At 69.4% G+C, this 16,293-nt stretch carries 12 protein-coding genes; 8 read left to right on the top strand and 4 right to left on the bottom strand.

What is annotated here, in order from left to right; translation table 11 throughout:
- The first annotated feature begins 97 nt into the window (after window positions 1–97).
- Window positions 98–1,243 carry a hypothetical protein gene (locus ABGB08_RS28245; RefSeq protein ID WP_347595730.1) on the top strand — a complete coding sequence of 382 codons (1,146 nt, stop codon included), beginning with the start codon at window positions 98–100 and terminating at the stop codon, window positions 1,241–1,243.
- Between the two features lie 78 nt (window positions 1,244–1,321).
- Here ABGB08_RS28245 and ABGB08_RS28240 read toward each other — a convergent pair whose 3' ends face one another.
- On the bottom strand, window positions 1,322–1,495 hold the full coding sequence (locus ABGB08_RS28240; RefSeq protein WP_347595727.1) for a hypothetical protein: 174 nt from the start codon (window positions 1,493–1,495) through the stop codon (window positions 1,322–1,324).
- A gap of 182 nt (window positions 1,496–1,677) precedes the next feature.
- On the opposite strand from ABGB08_RS28240, the gene ABGB08_RS28235 reads away from it, so the two are divergent.
- From ABGB08_RS28235 to ABGB08_RS28225, 3 genes are all read left to right on the top strand, one after another.
- Complete coding sequence (locus ABGB08_RS28235; protein ID WP_347595724.1) at window positions 1,678–3,786, top strand: ATPase; 2,109 nt, start codon at window positions 1,678–1,680, stop codon at window positions 3,784–3,786.
- Between the two features lie 355 nt (window positions 3,787–4,141).
- Complete coding sequence (locus tag ABGB08_RS28230) at window positions 4,142–5,047, top strand: PAC2 family protein (RefSeq protein ID WP_347595721.1); 906 nt, start codon at window positions 4,142–4,144, stop codon at window positions 5,045–5,047.
- Window positions 5,048–5,059: 12 nt separating this feature from the next.
- Window positions 5,060–6,103 (top strand): Gfo/Idh/MocA family oxidoreductase, encoded by a 1,044-nt coding sequence (locus ABGB08_RS28225; protein ID WP_347595718.1) that lies wholly within the window; start codon window positions 5,060–5,062, stop codon window positions 6,101–6,103.
- On the opposite strand, the gene ABGB08_RS28220 is transcribed toward ABGB08_RS28225, so the two are convergent.
- On the bottom strand, window positions 6,080–6,871 hold the full coding sequence (locus ABGB08_RS28220; RefSeq protein ID WP_347595715.1) for a tyrosine-protein phosphatase: 792 nt from the start codon (window positions 6,869–6,871) through the stop codon (window positions 6,080–6,082). The genes ABGB08_RS28225 and ABGB08_RS28220 overlap by 24 nt on opposite strands.
- A 141-nt stretch (window positions 6,872–7,012) precedes the next feature.
- Here ABGB08_RS28220 and ABGB08_RS28215 point away from each other — a divergent pair, with 141 nt between their 5' ends.
- The gene (locus ABGB08_RS28215) at window positions 7,013–7,882 is read left to right on the top strand and encodes a hypothetical protein (RefSeq protein ID WP_347595712.1); all 870 of its coding nucleotides are present in this window, start codon (window positions 7,013–7,015) and stop codon (window positions 7,880–7,882) included.
- Here the strand turns inward: ABGB08_RS28215 and ABGB08_RS28210 are convergent.
- The gene (locus ABGB08_RS28210) at window positions 7,863–10,433 is read right to left on the bottom strand and encodes a tetratricopeptide repeat protein (RefSeq protein WP_347595710.1); all 2,571 of its coding nucleotides are present in this window, start codon (window positions 10,431–10,433) and stop codon (window positions 7,863–7,865) included. The genes ABGB08_RS28215 and ABGB08_RS28210 overlap by 20 nt on opposite strands.
- A gap of 160 nt (window positions 10,434–10,593) precedes the next feature.
- On the opposite strand from ABGB08_RS28210, the gene ABGB08_RS28205 reads away from it, so the two are divergent.
- The 3 genes from ABGB08_RS28205 to ABGB08_RS28195 all read left to right on the top strand — a co-directional run bounded on the left by ABGB08_RS28205 (window position 10,594) and on the right by ABGB08_RS28195 (window position 15,039).
- Complete coding sequence (locus tag ABGB08_RS28205; protein ID WP_347595708.1) at window positions 10,594–11,754, top strand: SGNH/GDSL hydrolase family protein; 1,161 nt, start codon at window positions 10,594–10,596, stop codon at window positions 11,752–11,754.
- Between the two features lie 64 nt (window positions 11,755–11,818).
- Window positions 11,819–13,348, top strand: coding sequence for a choice-of-anchor I family protein (locus ABGB08_RS28200; protein ID WP_347595706.1), 1,530 nt, complete (start codon window positions 11,819–11,821; stop codon window positions 13,346–13,348).
- Window positions 13,349–13,428: 80 nt separating this feature from the next.
- The gene (locus ABGB08_RS28195; protein WP_347595704.1) at window positions 13,429–15,039 is read left to right on the top strand and encodes a serine/threonine-protein kinase; all 1,611 of its coding nucleotides are present in this window, start codon (window positions 13,429–13,431) and stop codon (window positions 15,037–15,039) included.
- Window positions 15,040–15,141: 102 nt separating this feature from the next.
- On the opposite strand, the gene ABGB08_RS28190 is transcribed toward ABGB08_RS28195, so the two are convergent.
- A complete protein-coding gene (locus tag ABGB08_RS28190) occupies window positions 15,142–15,795 on the bottom strand; it encodes an HAD family hydrolase (RefSeq protein WP_347595702.1) in 654 nt (217 codons plus the stop codon).
- Between the last annotated feature and the right edge of the window lie 498 nt (window positions 15,796–16,293).

The raw sequence follows: 16,293 nt of genomic DNA, 5'->3' as shown, positions 1-16,293 counted from the left end.
TCGGGATAAGTCGTAATAACACATACTCCGCGCGCGGTGCGTCTTTCGTATTGCCTCGCGGCGCTGCACTTTCCCCCTCATCGCAAAGGATCCTGTCGTGGAAATCTCCCAGATGGATGTGCCCTCGTTCTACTGCCCGTTCCCGTACGCGATCTCCCCCGAGGCGGCCGAGATCGACCGGCGCACCGTGCAGTGGATGGACGATTTCGGCCTGCACAGAAACCGTACCCAGCGTGACTACCTGGCCACCCAGAAGGTCGGCTACTTCGCCTCGCTCACCATGCCGCACGGCTCGGGCGAGGGCCTGCAGGTCGCCAGCGACCAGCTGTTCTGGCTGTTCACGTTCGACGATATGTACTGCGACGAGCGCGAGGACGACTCGTCACTGGACGAGCTGGTCCAGCTGCTGGGCAAGCTGGCCCGCATCCTGGAGGCCCCCACGGCCCGGATGCTGCCGGGCAACCCGTGGGCGGAGGGCCTGCGCGACATCCGCCGCCGCCTGGACCTCTACGCCACCCCGGTGCAGACCGCCCGCTGGGTGGAGGAGCTGCGCAAATACCTGTTCGGCCTGATCTGGGAGGCCGTCAACCGCTCCGCCAAGCGCATCCCCCGGGTCAACGACTACGTGGCCATGTGGCTGAACGTCACCGCCACCGCCCCCAGCCTGATGTTCATCGACATCAGCGCCGGCTACGAGGTCTCGGCGGCCGAGATGTCCACCCCGCGGGTGCGCGCCCTCACCGAGATGGCCAACGCCCTGGTCGGCTGGGACAACGACATCATCTCCTTCAACAAGGAGGCCTTCCGCAAGGAGCGGTACGGCTACGCCGAGCTGCAGAACCTGGTCAGCGTGCTGGCCCACCAGAACGACTGCTCGATCCCGGACGCGCTGGCCACGGCCGTGGCCATGCGGGACCGGGTGATGTCGCTGTTCCTGCGCCTCAGCGACGAGGTCAAGACGGACGCGGGCTCCGAACTCACCCGCTACGTCCACGGCCTGGGCGAATGGGTCCGCGGCTACCTGGAGTGGAGCATGATCACCGACCGGTACGGCGACCCGCGCAACCCCGACGACGACCTGACGGCGGACCGCATCGCCATGCCCCGCACCTGGAAGGACGAGCCCATGGACGACAGCCCCGACCCGCTCCCGGTCACCGCCATCAACTGGTGGTGGGACCAGCTGAGCGAGGCGAACTACCCCCACCCACCCCAGCCGGACCGCTGGCAGACGAGCGATTAACCAGAAACCCGTCCCATAGCCAGCCGCATAGCCGCCGACCAGGCAACTCGCCGTGGCGGCTGTCCAGATCACGACTTTCTAGTTAAAACCCCAGTGCGGCGGTCGATCCTCGATCAACCGGGCGTCGTCGTCATCGCCCCGCCACTCGCCCCAGCCGTGGTCGGTGTCATCCACGGTCTGGTCGGGCAGCACCGGCAGACCGTCATCGAAGAGGTCCACCGGACGCAGGTCATCCGGCTGCGGCTCTGTCATGCGGCCAATAATATCGACTCCCCCCGGGGGTGAATTCCCCCCGGGGGAGAAACGTCGGCCCCTCTCGGCCAAACATCTGTCGGCATGCGAGGGTACGATGCCAGAACAGCAAAGAGCCCGTAGTGGCGCGCAATTGCATTGGTTCAGGTGCAGGCCGGACGCAACAACCCCCGTGAGGCGGCATGGCAACGCCAGCAGGATGGCGGCGAGAGGGCAATCTCCCCGCGGAACTCACCAGTTTCGTGGGTCGTAATCGACTCCTCACCACCATCAGACAACGTTTGCAGAACTCCCGCCTGGTCACGGTGACCGGTATCGGCGGCGTCGGCAAGTCGCGCACCGCGCTGCGGATCGCCCACCTGGTCCGCCAGCAGTTCAAGGACGGGATCTGGTATGTCGATCTCGCCCGCCTGCAGGATCCCGGCATGGTGCACCACACGATCAGCACCGCCTTCGGCATCGCCGACCAGTCGGCTCGGGCCGGCGCGGACACGCTCGGCGACTGGCTGTCGGAGCGCGAGCTGCTGCTGGTGCTGGACACCTGCGAGCACCTGGTCGAGACCTGCGCCGAGCTGGTCCAGGATCTGCTGGCCCGGGCGCCCAAGCTGCGCGTCATCGCGACCAGCAGGCGCTCGCTCAACACCCAGGGCGAGTCCGTGGTGGCCATCCCGCCGCTGATCGTGCCCGGCGACGACCCGGCGGAGAGCCCGTACCACAACGAGGCCGTGGAGCTGTTCCGGCAGCGGGCCTCGGCCGTGGTGCCGGACTTCGCGGTGGACGAGACCAACGTGAACAGCGTGGCCCAGCTGTGCGTGCGCCTGGACGGCATCCCGCTGGCGATCGAGCTCGCGGCGGTCCGGTTACGCGCGCTGTCGGTGGACCAGATCCTCGGCCTGCTCACCGACCGGTTCAGCCTGCTGGCGGGCGCGAGCAGGACCGCGCTGCCCCGGCACCAGACGCTGCGGGCCGCCATCGGCTGGAGCCATGAGCTGTGCGAACCGGCCGAGCGGCTGATGTGGGCGCGGCTGGCGGTGTTCGCGGGCGACTTCGAGCTGGACGCGGCCCGTTACGTCTGCGCGGGCGAGAGCCTGGCGGCCGACCGCATCCTGGAAGTGATCACCGGTCTGGTGGACAAGTCGGTGCTACTCAGCTACAGCACGGTCTCCGGCCAGCGCTACCGCCTGATCGACACGCTCCGCCAGTACGGCGAGGAGTGGCTGGACAAGCTCGGCGAGACCGACACCCTCAAGGCGCGGCACCGGGACTACTACCTGCAGCTGGCCGAGCGCGGCGAGCACGCCTGGTCGGGTCCGCGGCAGGTGCACTGGTTCGTCCGGATGCGCCAGGAGCACGACAACATCCGGGTCGCGGTCGACTACTGCCTGAAGAACCCCGCGCGAGTCCGGATCGGCCTGGAACTGCTGGCCTCGCTCTGGTTCATGTGGGTGGCCTGCGGTTTCGTCCGGGAGGGCCGCCACTATCTGGAACGCGCGGTCAAGGAGTCCACCCAGCCGAGCAAGGAACGCTGCAAGGCGCTGTGGGTGCTGTCCTACATCCGCAGCGCGCAGGGCGACGTCAGCGGGGCGATCGAGGCGGCCGAGCAGTGCAGCACCGACGCCGTCCAGGTGGGCGACTCCACCTCGGTGATCCTGGCCACCAAGATGCAGGGCACGGCGGCGTTCCTGCAGGGCGACCTGAAGAAGGCGACGGCGCTGCTCGGGGTGGCGATCGAGTTCCACCGGGGCGGCCGGGAGCTGAACCCGGGCCTGCTCCCCGCGATCGGCGAGCTGGCGCTGGTGCTGACCGCGCAGAACGACCTGTTCGAGGCGGAGACGCTGCTGCAGGACTGCCTGAAGGTCTGCCACGAGCGCGGCGAACTGTGGCTGCGGTCCTACGCGCGCTGGATCCTGTCGATCGTGGAGCTGAACACCGACCGGCTGGCCGACGCGGTGGTGAGCGCCAAGGAGGCGCTGCGGATCAAGCGGCATTTCCACGACGTGCCGGGCGTGCTGCTGGTCCTGGAGACGGTCGCCCGGATCGCGGTGGCGGAGGGCCGGGTGGTGCACGCGACCTACCTGCTGGGCGCGTCGGTGACGAACTGGCAGACGTTCGGCCTGGCGCAGATGGGCTCGCCGTTCCTCTCCCAGGAGTACGAGAAGAGCCGCAAGGAGTGCGAGGAGAGCCTGGGCCTGGAGCGTTTCAACGAGCTGTTCCGCCAGGGCGCCCGGCTGACCTTGGAGGACACCATCGCCACCGCGCTGGGCGAGATGGACTCACCCGAGCCCGGCTAGGTGCGGACCGCGCCCGCCGGGGGCGGCTGCCCCCGGTCGTTCATCCGGTCAGGTTCGGTACCCGGCTCCGGCAAAGCCTGGACCGTTACAGCATGACCGTGGTAGGACGCGAGAATGAGCAACGTGTCGCCCCTGTCGTTGGTCGGATCGACCGGGACTCGGGCGTCCACCTATGCGGCCAGAGCGGTTGTCTCACCGGCCCTGGCGAGATCGAACAGCTGGGTGGCGAACGCCTCCAGTTCCAGATCCGGCTGCATGAACCCCATTGTCCAACGATAGGGTCCCCGAAACCGCCCGGAATCGATTGGGCGGGTCGTAGGTTCTTTGTGGAAGGACCTGAAGAAAGGCTGACATCGTGTTCGACCCGACGGATCTCTACCGGCTCGACGGAGACGTCCCCGAGCTGACCGATCCGGTGCTGCTCTACCATTTCGAGGGCTTCGTGGACGCCGGGGCGGCGGGACGGCTCGCCCTGGGGCATCTGCTCGCCGAACTGGAGCACCGGGTCGTCGCGACCTTTGACATCGATCGGCTGCTGGACTACCGGTCCCGGCGGCCGGTGATGGTGTTCGACACCGACCGCTGGACCGAGGTGGACATGCCGGAACTGGCGGTCTACCTGGTGCACGACGTGACCGGGACCCCGTTCCTGATCATGACGGGCCCGGAGCCGGACCGGGAGTGGGAGCTGTTCACCGAGGCGGTGGGCATGCTGGCGACCCGATTGAAGATCGGCAAACTGGTCACGGCGCACGGCATCCCGATGGGGGTGCCGCACACCCGCCCGCTCGGCCTGACGGCGCACGGCAGCCGCCCCGAGCTGATCAACGGCCAGGCCAGCCCGTTCGGCCGGGTGCAGGTGCCTGGGAGCGCGGCCGCGCTGCTGGAGTTCCGGCTCGGCGGCAAGGGCCACGACGCGGTGGGTTACGCGGTGCACGTGCCGCACTACCTGGCCCAGGCCGAATACCCGCAGGCGGCGGTGGCCGCGCTGGAGGCGATCACCCGGGGCACCGGCCTGGTGTTCCCGATGGAGTCGCTCCGCGAGGCGGCCGGGAAGACCACGGCCGAGATCGAGGAGCAGATCCAGGCCTCGGCCGAGCTGTCCGGCGCGATCGAGGGCCTGGAGCAGCAGTACGACGCGTTCCAGTCGGGCACCTCGAAGGAGAACCTGCTGGCCGAGTCCACCCCGATGCCCACCGGCGACGAGCTGGCCGCCCAGTTCGAGGCCTTCCTGGCGGAGCGCGACGACCGCGAGATCTGATTTCCTTGAGGCATGAATGAGATCAAGGTTGGTCTGGTCGGTTTTGGACCGGCGGGGAGTTTCTTCCACGCGCCGCTGATCGCGGCCACACCCGGGCTGCGGCTGGCCGCCGTGGTCACCCGCGACCCCGCCAAAGCCGAGCGGGTCCGGGCCACCGGCGCGGACGTGGTCGACTCCGCCGAGGAGCTGTGGGATCGCGCCGACCTGATCGTGATCGCCTCCCCGAACCGCACCCACGTCCCGCTGGCCACGGCGGCCCTGCGCGCGGGCCTGCCGGTGGTGGTGGACAAGCCGCTGGCGGGCACCGCCGCCGAGGCGGCCGGGCTGATCCGGCTGGCCCGGGAGCGGGAGCTGCCGCTGACGGTGTTCCAGAACCGGCGCTGGGACGGCGACTTCCTGACGATCCAGCGCCTGCGCGCCGAGCTCGGCGAGATCCGCAGGTTCGAGTCGCGGTTCGAACGATGGCGGCCGGTGCCGAAGGGCGGCTGGCGGGAGCGCGGCGGCCCGGGCGAGCTCGGCGGCCTGCTGTACGACCTGGGCAGCCACCTGGTCGACCAGGCCCTGCACCTGCTCGGCCCGGTGGCGGCCGTCTACGCGGAGAGCGACGTCCGGCGGGCCGGAGTGGAGGCGGAGGACGACGTGTTCCTCGCGCTCGATCACGTGAGCGGGGCCCGGTCGCAGCTGTGGATGAGCGCGGTGGCCGGTCAGCTGGGGCCGCGGTTCCGGGTGGTGGGCTCGGAGCGTACCTATGTGAAGTGGGGCCTGGACGGGCAGGAGGACCGGCTGCGCGCCGGGGAGCGGCCGGACGCGCCCGGGTTCGGGGTCGAACCCGAGGAGGCGTGGGGCAGGCTCGGTGTCGAGGGTGACGTGCGGGCGGTGGCCTCGGAGCCGGGGGCGTACCTGGATTTCTACCGGGGTGTGGTGGCCATGATCCGGGAGAAAGCGGCTCCGCCGGTGGATCCCGAAGGAGTGGTGGCGGCGCTGGCAGTGCTGGAGGCCGCCAAAGTGGCGGCCTCCGAGCGGCGCGTCGTGTCAGTCCCGCAGCCGGGCGCGTAGCGCGGTGGTGTCGGCGGCGGTCCAGCCGTTGCGGTCCAACCAGCCCATCGGCCCGTCGAAACGGTCCTCCAGGGTGGTCAGGAAACGCTCCATGTATTCGGCCCGCGGCACGTGGTGGTCGTCGGACTTGGAGTCCAGGTCGTCCCGGTAGGTGTCGCTGGCGCGCAGCCGGGCCAGGATCGCCCCGATGCGCTCGCCGGTGACGGCGTAGTCGGCGACGATGGCCTCCCGGGTGACGCCGCCGACCGCCTGGGCCAGCGCACAGACCACGCCGGTGCGGTCCTTCCCGGCGGCGCAGTGCACCACGGCGAGGCCGTCGTCGTGGGCCAGCGCGCGCAGCGCCGCGACCACCGAGTCCGGCCGGTCCCGCAGGTAGCCGTAGTAGTAGCCGGTGACCTGGAGTTCCTCATCCAGCCGCGGCGAGTTCCCCCAGGGAAGCGCCCGGTCGTCGATCGCGTCGGCGGCGGCGTCGGTGAAGCGGCCGCCCTCGGCGAAAAGGGTGTGGTGATGGAACCCGATCTCCGGCATTTCGGCTAACGGGCCGGGGCCTTCCAGGCGCACCTCGGTATTGGACCTCAGGTCCACCACGTGCCGGAGTTTGAGGGTGCCGACCAGGAACTCGATGTCGGCCGGGGTCAGACCCTGCAGGTTGTCGGATCGCAGGATGCGGCCGAATCGGGTGGTGCCGCCGTCGGTGGTCGGCAGACCGCCGAGATCACGGACATTGACCGCGCCTTCCAGAACTATCCATCGCTCATGTTCGTTCATCGCTTATGAGCCTATCTGTCGGGATAAGACGGCGGAGTGGCGGCAGAATGAATGTCTCCTAGTTCTTTCGCAATCATTGCGATCAACTCATATTTCGCGCTGGCGGTGGCAGCAGACAGCATCATCCCCCCAGGAGGTCACGTGGCCGACCGCGCAAGACCCGCAATAGTCCTAGATCCCAGCCTGCCGTTCGCGATCCGTCAGCTGCTGGAGACCAACGAGGAGTTACTCCGGCGAGTACGGCAGGGACTCGTCCCGGAGACCCCCAAGTCGCCGCGGCCGATAGTGATCGCATGTGCCGTGGTCCTGATGTTCGGCGGCGCCCTCGGCGGTTTCTCCACCTTCCTGATCCTGGCCGGCATGACCGGCTTCGTGACGCTGCTCAACCGGTTGCTCACGGCCGACCAGCGCGAGGCCCGGCGAAAACTCCAGATCGTGTACGACCACGCCGACCGGATCGTGCTGCCGAGCGACCTGGACGAGCAGTGCGGGAGCCTGCTCGCCCGGGCGCAGAAGGCGGTCAAGGCCGTGCTGCACTCGAAGGTGCACCGCCAGGGCCTGCTCGACACGGACCACAACAACGTCGCCCTGCCCGGGGAAGCATGGGTGATCGCCAAGCGCCTTTCCGACCTGTCCGCGCTCCGGGACAAGCACCGCAAGATCGTGGGCCGGAACCCGGATCCGCTGATCGCCGAGGCGGACGCGCCGTTCAGCACGACGATCAAGGAGATCACCGCGTCGCTGACGTCCCGGGTGGTGGCTCTGGAGGCGTACGCGGCCCGGGCCAGGGACGCCGACCGCCTCTTCGACGCGTTCCGGAAGGTGACAGAACTGCACGACCTCACCCCCGAGTTCCAACGGCTCCTGGCCGAAACGGCCCCGGACGCGATGGCCACGGCGGAGATCGCCCAGATGTCCACCCAGGCGGTGGCCATCGAGCAGGTCTTCCGCGCCAGCATCGCGGAGGCCAGGCAGGCGGGCACCCACCTGCTCAGCGTGTCGGCGGCCTAGGCGCTTCGGCGCGTTCGAGTACCTCGCGGGCGCGCCGCGCGCCGGTCTCGTTGCCCAGGCTCAGGTAGATGTCCAGCGCCTGCCTGGCCGGTTCGCGCGCCTCCTCCCTGCGGTCGGCGCGCAGCAGGATCTCCGCCATGCCGCGCAGGCTGCGCGCCTGCCACCACCGGTCTCCCAGCTCCTCGAAGTCCCGTAAGGCCTGGCGGAGCGACGCCAGCGCCTCGGGCACCCGGCCAAGCCGTTCCAGCGCCCACCCTTCGGAGATCTCGGCCCGGGCCACGCCCCACGAATCGCCGAGCCGGGCCAGCATCTCCTTGGCGTCCCTGACGTTGGCGTGCTCGGTGAGCAGGTTGTTCGGGTCGCCGATCTCCCCGGCCGCGCGCAGGCTGCGGGCTTCTTCCCACTCCTCGTGGCGGTCCTTGAACGCCTTGATCGCGAAGCGGAGGGCGTTCCCGGCGAGGATGTACTGCCGTTCGGCGGCCAGGTCCTTGCCCTCGGCCAGGAGCGCGCGGGCCTTGGCGGCCAGGACCTCGCCGAGGGCGCGCTGGGTCTGCGCCTCGGAGTAGCGGTTGCCGTCCGCCTCGAAGGTGGCCAGGGATTCCTCCAGGAGGACGGCGGCTTCGCCGTAGCCGCCCTGGGCGAGGCGGAGTTCGGCCAGGTTGCGCTGGGTGCGGGCGGTCCACCAGCGATCGCCTTCGGCCTTGAAGGCGGTGATCGCCTCGACCAGGTGGTCCTGGCCGCGGTCCAGGTTGCCGCTGCTGAACAGGGTCATGCCGATCGTGCGCCTGGCCCGCGCCGCCCACCAGCCCTCGCCCTGCAGGGCCAGCAGGTTCAAGGCCCGGCGCGCGTCATCGAGCGCGCCGTCCGGGCGGCCCAGGCCACCCGCCACGGCCGCGCGTTCCAGCAGGGCGATGCCGATCGCGCGCGGGTCGTCCATGCGCTCGGCCGCCTCGCAGACGATGTCGGCCACCTCCTCCCAGTCCGACCAGTACGCCCGGAGCGAGTGGCACAACGAGCAGAAGGCCCGGCCCATGCCCCAGGCCAGGTCCCACATCTCCTCGTTCCTGGCCTGGTGGATGGCGGCCAGCAGGGCCAGGCGCTCGGAGGTGAACCAGGCGGCGGAGGTGATCTCGCGGCGGGTGTGGTCCACGCGGGGCCAGGTGATCTCGATGGGGGTGATCGTGTCGGGGGTGCTGCGGCGCGGGATCCTGGAGGTCCAGTCCTGGGGCCAGCGGGCGGTGGCGGCGGCTTCGGCGCGGCGGCGGAAGCCGTACAGGACGCGTTCGATGGCGGCGCGGCGCTGGTCGGTGTCGAGGCGCTGTTCGCGGGCGAACAGGCGGACCAGGTCGTGCAGGCGGTAGCGCATGCTGCCGGTGGAGTCGCGGCCGGTGCAGTCGGCGAGCTGGCTGGTGACCAGCATCTCCAGCTGGTCGGCGCCGTCGGTCTCGGAGGTGTCCAGCAGGTCGCCGGCCACCCACTCCTGCACGTCGGGGGCGGTCAGCTGGGCCAGCAGCCGGAGCAGGCGGCGCTGCAGGTCGGTGCACTCCTCGTAGCTGAGGTGCAGGCTGGCGCGGACGCTGCTGTCGAGCTGGCGGCCGATCTCCAGCTGGTCCAGGCGGCGCCGCTCGTCGGCCAGGCGGAGGGCCAGGTCGCCCAGCGACCAGTGGGCGCGGGTGGCGAGGCGGCCGCCGCAGATGCTGATGGCCAGCGGCAGCCGGTCGCAGAGGCGGACGATGTCCTGGGCGGACTCCAGGTCGGTGACGACCCTGTCCCCGCCCGCCAGCCGGGCCAGCAGCTCCACGCCCTGGGCTTCGGTGAAGACGTGCAGCTGGGTGTCGTAGGTGTTGCGGAGCAGCAGCGGCTTGCGGGAGGTGACGATCACCGCGCACCGCGGTTCGTTCGGGATGAGATCCTTGACCTGATCCCCGTCCCTGGCGTTGTCCAGAAATATCAGCAGACGGCGGTCCTTGGTCCAGGTCCACCAGAGCTTCTGCAACTCGCGCAGGCCGCCGGGGTCGGTGGTGAGGCGCACGCCGAGCGAGCGCAGGAACCCGACCAGCACCTCCTCGGGGCGGACCACGTCGTCGCCGCCGCGCAGGTCGAAGTAGAGCTGGCCGTCGGGGAAGTTGTCCAGGATGTCGTGCCCGAACCGCCCGGCCAGGGCCGATTTGCCGACCCCGCCCTGGCCGTAGATGGACACCACGAACGGCGAGTCGCCGGTCCTGTCGTTGAAGCGCTCGCGCAGGTCGGCGAGGGCCTCGCCGCGGCCGGTGAAGTGGGCGATGACCGGGGGCAGTTCGGCCGCGACCGGGCCGCCGCCCGGCAGGGCCGCCGGGCGGCGTTTGGCCGGGACCGCGGTGGCCCAGGCCAGCACTCCGGCCAGCGCCGCGGCGGTGCCGGTGACGCCGAGGCTCACCGCGACCGGCAGGTCCCAGATGTTGGTGGCGGCGGCCAGCGCGCTGCCCACCGCGGCCACCACCCCGATAGCGGCGGGCGCGGCCAGCGCCCGCCGGCCGGTTGCTTGCTCGTCAGGCGGGGACGGTTCGGACATCCGTGTCCTCGGGGGTGTCAGGAAGCCGGGGCAATGTGGATTCAAGCACGTCTGACCGAATGACAGCGTTCCAGGGGGCGAATGGCCGTAATGTATCCCCTCGCGAATCAATCTCACCTGGCTTTCGGAGGCGATGGTGCGACCGGCCCACCGGTTCGTCATGACGGCGTTGATCCTGGCAGCGGCCCTGGTGCCGATGTCGCCCGCGCGGGCGGCGTCAGGGCATCAGGTCGGAACCTGGACCGCGGCCAGCGACCGGCTGCCGACCGCGATCGGCGACCAGACGGTCCGGATGGTGGTGCGCACCAGCATCGGCGGCAGCGGCCTGCGCATCCGCCTGTCCAACGTCTTCGGGCGCACCTCGGTCACGTTCCAGAGCGTCTATTTAGGGCTCCAGGCGTACGGCGCGGAGCTGATGGTCAAGACCAACCGGCCGGTCACCTTCAACGGCAAGAAGTCGATCAGGATCAAGCCGGGGCAGGCGGTGTGGAGCGATCCCGTGGTCAAGAAGATCTCGCCGCGGCAGAGCGTGGTGGTCAGCATGTACGTGCCCGGATACCTGCCGCAGGTGACGGGACACGATCGGGCGTACGCGACGACGTTCCTGTCCGATCCCGGGAACCACGCGCGGGCCGAGTCGGCGGACAAGTTCACCTACACCAGCACGCAGTGGTACTTCCTCGATCGGGTGGCGGTGACCACCGCGAAGTCGGTGCGCTCGGTGGTGGCGGTGGGGGATTCGCTGACTGACGGCGCGGGGCAGGAGCTCGACGCCAACCGGCGGTGGACCGACTATCTCAACCATCGGATCGGGGCGTTGCCGGCCGCCAAGCGGGTGGCGGTGCTCAACGCGGGGATCGCCGGGAACCGGGTGCTGCAGACGGGGGTCGGGCCGAGCGTGCTCAGCCGGTTCCACCGGGACGTGCTGTCCCAGCCGGGGGTGAAGACGATCGTGCTGTTCTGCGGGATCAACGACATCTCCAAGGGGGAGCTCACCTCGGCCAAGCCGCTGATCGAGGCGTACAAGAAGATGATCAGGCTGGCGCACGCCAGGAAGCTGCGGATCCTGGGCGGCACGCTGACGCCGTTCGCCGGGTACCAGAGCTGGACGCCGGAGCGGGAGGCGATCCGGCAGCAGGTGAACCGCTGGATCAGGACGAGCCGGGCGTTCGACGGCGTGCTCGACTTCGACAAGGCGCTGCGCGACCCCATCACGCCCGACCAGCTGCGCGCCTCCTACGATCACGGCGACCACCTGCACCTCAGCGACTCCGGGCGACGTAAGCTGGCGTACACCGTGCCGCTCAAGCAGGTCCTCTGACGGTTCACCTCATGGTCATCTGCACGTCAGGGACAAGTCACGAAATTTCGCGACGATGCAGGTCATGCGCATCTTCGCCGCCACCACTGGGCTGATTCTCACCTCCACGTTATTGTCCGTGCCCGCACAGGCCACGGGCGGTATCGAACTCACGTTCCTCGGGCGTTTCGCCACCGGCGCGGTCGGCGTCGGCGCGTCCGAGATCACCGCGTACGACCCCGCGACCCGCCGCGTCTTCGTGGTGAACGCCCAGGACGGCACGGTGGACGTGCTGGACATCAAGGACCCCCGTAACCCGAAGAAGGTGGCCACGCTGGTCACTCCGGGGGCCAACAGCGTGGCCGTGAAGAAGGGTCTGGTGGCCGTGGCCCAGCAGGCGGCGGTCAAGACCGACCCCGGCACGGTCAGCTTCTTCTCGGCGAAGAACGGGCGCAAGCTGCGCGAGGTGCGGGTGGGCGCGCTGCCCGACATGGTGACGTTCACCCCGGATGGGGACAAAGTCGTGGTGGCCAATGAGGGCGAGCCGTCCTCGTACTGCGCCGACGGGGTCGACCCCGAGGGTTCGGTCAGCGTCGTGGACGTGAAGCGCGGCAGCGTGAAGACCGCGAGCTTCCGGGCGTACAACGGCAAGGAGAACGTCCTGCGGGCCAAGGGCGTGCGGATCTACGGTCCGAACGCGACCGCCGCGCAGGACTTCGAGCCGGAGTACATCGCCACCGACAAGCACGGCCGGACCGCCTGGGTGTCGCTGCAGGAGAACAACGCGATCGCGATCGTGGACCTGAAGCACGCCCGGGTTGAGGAGATCGTCCCGCTGGGCTTCAAGGACCACTCCAAGCCGGGCGCGGGCATCGACGCCTCGGATCGGGACACCAAGATCGACATCAGGCCACGGCCGGTGCTGGGCATGTACCAGCCGGACGCGCTGGCCTCCTTCGAGCAGCGCGGCCGCACCTACCTGGTGGCCGCCAACGAGGGCGACGCCCGCGACTACGACTGCTTCGCCGAGGAGGTCAGGGTCAAGGACCTCACGCTGGCCCGGCCGGACGGGGACGCGCTCAAGAAGGACGCTGAGCTCGGCCGCCTCAACGTGACCACGACCTCGCCCAAGAACGCCGCCGGGGCCACCACCGACCTGCACTCCTTCGGCGCCCGGTCGATCTCGATCAGGTCGTCCTCGGGCGCGCTGGTGTGGGACTCGGGCGACCAGCTGGAGAAGCTGATCGCGGAGAAGCTGCCGGCCGAGTTCAACGCCGACCAGGAGAACGCCAGCTTCGACAGCCGCAGCGACAACAAGGGCCCCGAGCCGGAGGGTGTCGCGATCGGCGAGATCAGGGGCAGGACGTACGCGTTCGCCGGGCTTGAGCGGGTCGGCGGGATCGTCGCGTACGACGTGAGCAACCCGAGCAGGCCGAGCCTGGCCGGCTACGTCAACAGCCGCGACTTCACCGGCAACGTGGCGGCGGGCACCGCCGGGGACGTCGGCCCCGAGGGCGTGCTGTTCATCCCGGCCGCGCAGAGCCCGACCTTCCGGCCGCTGCTGGTGGTCGGTCATGAGATCAGCGGAACGACGGCCATCTACGAGCTGCGCTAACCTCCGCTGGAAGTCCGTGAACCTGCCCGTCACTGCGGGCAGGTTCACTTATCTGTACGGATCCCAATACGGTATGACGCATGGTCGCACCCCTGACCCCTGAGGACCCCCGCGCGCTGGGCGAGTTCACCCTGTCCGGCCGGCTCGGCGAAGGCGGGCAGGGGGTCGTCTATCTCGGGGAATCCCCTGGCGGGGGACCGGTCGCCATCAAGGTGCTGAAAAGCGGTTTCGACCCGAGCGTGCGGCAGCGGCTGGCCCGCGAACTCGACGCGCTGCGCGGCGTGGCCTCGTTCTGCACGGCGCGGGTCATCACCGCCGAGGTGGACGGCCGCGAACCCTACGTGGTGAGCGAGTTCATCGACGGCCCCTCCCTCCACGACCGGGTCAGCGCCGACGGCCCGTTACGCGGCGGCGAACTCGAACGCCTCGCGGTCGGTACGGCTACCGCGCTCACCGCCATCCACGGCGCGGGCATCGTGCACCGGGACTTCAAGCCGGGCAACGTCCTGCTCGGCCCCGACGGGCCCCGGGTGGTGGACTTCGGCATCGCCCGGCAGAGCGAGAGCGCCACCATGACGGCCGGGCCGATCGGCACCCCCGCCTACCTGTCCCCCGAGCAGATCGCCGGGCATCCGGCCAGCCCGGCGTCGGACGTGTTCGCGTGGGGGGCGACCATGGTGTACGCGGCGACCGGCCGCCCGGCGTTCGGCGCCGACAGCGTGGCCTCGGTACTGCACCGGATCATGACCATCACCCCCGACACCAGCGGCGTCCCCGAACCTCTCCGCAGCACCGTGCAACGCTGCATCGACAAGGACCCCACCCGCCGCCCCACCTCCCGCGACCTCCTCCTCACCCTGGTCGGCTCCACCCCCGACCCCCTCTCATCCGGCGCCGCCGCAGCCCACCCACAATCTCCGCCGCCGGGCTATCCTCCTGCCGCCGCCCACCCGACTCCCCCGCAGCCGGGCTATCCGCCCGCAGCCGGACACTCGTCTTGGCCCGGACAGGCCCCCCAGTCCTGGCCCGGCCAATCACCCGCGCCTCAGTCCTGGCCCGGCCAGCCGTTGGGTACCGGACCAGGTCAGAACTGGGAGCAGCATGCCACCGCGCCGACTAGAACGGGCGGCAATCGAGGACTGATGATCGCCCTGCTGGTGGCGCTGGTCGCGGTCATCGGCACCACCGCCATCGTGGTCCCCCGCATCGTCTCCGGACCCGGCGACAACAACACGAGCTCATCCTCCACCACCAGCGAAGAGGCCGTGGACCCGTCGGAGACCCCAACCGACGAGACCGAAACCGCCGAGACCCCCACCGAAGAACCCACACCCTCAGAGGACACCACAGAGGACACCACTGAGGGCGCCACTGTCATCCCTGACGCATACGCCGGAATCTGGGCAGGCCGCATCGTGCCCGAACCTCAGGGCATCATGAGCGAACACGACATCCGGATCGAACTCCCCGCCGGCGAATCCACCGGCAAATGGTACGAAGACGGCTGCGACACCGGCACTCTGACCGTGGACAAGATCGAGTCCGACTCCATGGTCCTCCGCCTCGACAACAACGCCGGATGTATCCCCGGCACCGTCATCCTCACCCCCAAGAACGACAAGCTCGGCTACCAATGGGACGACGACGCCGGACTCGTCACCTACAAGGGCGACCTCACAAAGGAGGGCTGACCGCGCGACTCACTCGATCACCAGCGCTTCCTCCGGTCGCAACCGACAAGGGACGGTCCAACAATCCGGCCGCCCTGCGCGGGTGTCCTCGCGGTCGCGACCTTACGAGGGAGGGTCCAAGAGTCCAGCCAGGTCGCCCAACCCGTCGATGACGAAATCACAGGCGGCGGACTCCGGACGATCGGCGTGCAGGTAACCCCACGGCCCTCTCCGCAACAACGCCGTGCGCATTCCCGCCCGCGCGGCCGGAAGCACATCGTTGTCCAACCGATCCCCGACATAGAGGATCTCCTCCGGCGCCCGCCCCGCCACCTCCGCCACCTTCGCGAAGAACCCCGGCTGCGGCTTCGACAACCCCCACCCCGCCGAGGTGTAGATCGCATCCACCGGCAACTCCATCGCCACCAGCGCGTCATACGCCTGCACCGGCTGATTCCCAGCAACGATCACCTGAAAGCCCAACATCCTGAGCTCGGCAAGACTCCCCCTGACATCCGGATAAAGATCCTCAACATCAAAGTTCTCCCGAAGCCCCTCCGGCTCCTCCCGCCGCCACGCCTCCATCTCAGCCCGCACATCCAACCCCGGCCGAACAACCTCAAAAGCATCCCGATGGGACCGATCAAGAGCCGCCATCCCCCCAAGCACCCCCATGAACGTCAACCGCGTCACCCCCAGCCGATCCGCCCACCGCGACCAGATCCGCGTCTCATCAATCAACGTCTCCCCAACATCAAACACAACCGCCCGAATCACAGCGCCCTCCCCCTCAGAACATCCCGGACCCACCCTAATCAGACCTCCCACAACGACACCGACCCCACCACCCCCTCAAACCCTCGTCCACAACCTGCCAAGACACTGACTCCAAAGGGGCTGCCGCCACCGCAGCTGCCAGGTCCGCACGCGAGACGACCTGCTCCACGGCCGCCATCATCTCCGGGATCGAGGCCCGGCGCGGCCTCCTTGTCGGGGCGTTCACTCAGCGCCACCGCCCAGTCCGCCGCCAGGCCTGGCGCCCCGATCGCCGCGCCGACCACGAACGACGGCCAGCGCCATTCCACAAAGAGGCTAGTGCGGTGTCCCGACGTTCACCGAGGTGGAAGCTGCAAATCGCCGAGGCCGGTGAGCCATAGTGACCCAGCCGAGGTTCGTGGTCACAGCACTCAGCTCTGCGCACGGACCACGAACCGCAGCTGACGCCATTCCACAAAGGGCCCACCCACCGGCGGCAACCGGCACCAAGTCTGCCCG

This window comes from Acrocarpospora sp. B8E8 (assembly GCF_039871605.1).
Taxonomy (GTDB): domain Bacteria; phylum Actinomycetota; class Actinomycetes; order Streptosporangiales; family Streptosporangiaceae; genus Acrocarpospora; species Acrocarpospora macrocephala.
The sequence above is the reverse complement of the archived record's forward strand: the minus strand, read 5'-3'. Positions and strand labels throughout refer to the sequence as shown.

Bases quoted from the DNA above. Each gene is read 5' to 3' on its own strand.
- ABGB08_RS28240 (WP_347595727.1), bottom strand. From the start codon at position 1,495: ATGACAGAGCCGCAGCCGGATGACCTGCGTCCGGTGGACCTCTTCGAT.
- ABGB08_RS28235 (WP_347595724.1), top strand. From the start codon at position 1,678: ATGGCAACGCCAGCAGGATGGCGGCGAGAGGGCAATCTCCCCGCGGAA.
- ABGB08_RS28225 (WP_347595718.1), top strand. From the start codon at position 5,060: ATGAATGAGATCAAGGTTGGTCTGGTCGGTTTTGGACCGGCGGGGAGT.
- ABGB08_RS28220 (WP_347595715.1), bottom strand. From the start codon at position 6,871: ATGAACGAACATGAGCGATGGATAGTTCTGGAAGGCGCGGTCAATGTC.
- ABGB08_RS28210 (WP_347595710.1), bottom strand. From the start codon at position 10,433: ATGTCCGAACCGTCCCCGCCTGACGAGCAAGCAACCGGCCGGCGGGCG.
- ABGB08_RS28205 (WP_347595708.1), top strand. From the start codon at position 10,594: ATGACGGCGTTGATCCTGGCAGCGGCCCTGGTGCCGATGTCGCCCGCG.
- ABGB08_RS28200 (WP_347595706.1), top strand. From the start codon at position 11,819: ATGCGCATCTTCGCCGCCACCACTGGGCTGATTCTCACCTCCACGTTA.
- ABGB08_RS28195 (WP_347595704.1), top strand. From the start codon at position 13,429: ATGGTCGCACCCCTGACCCCTGAGGACCCCCGCGCGCTGGGCGAGTTC.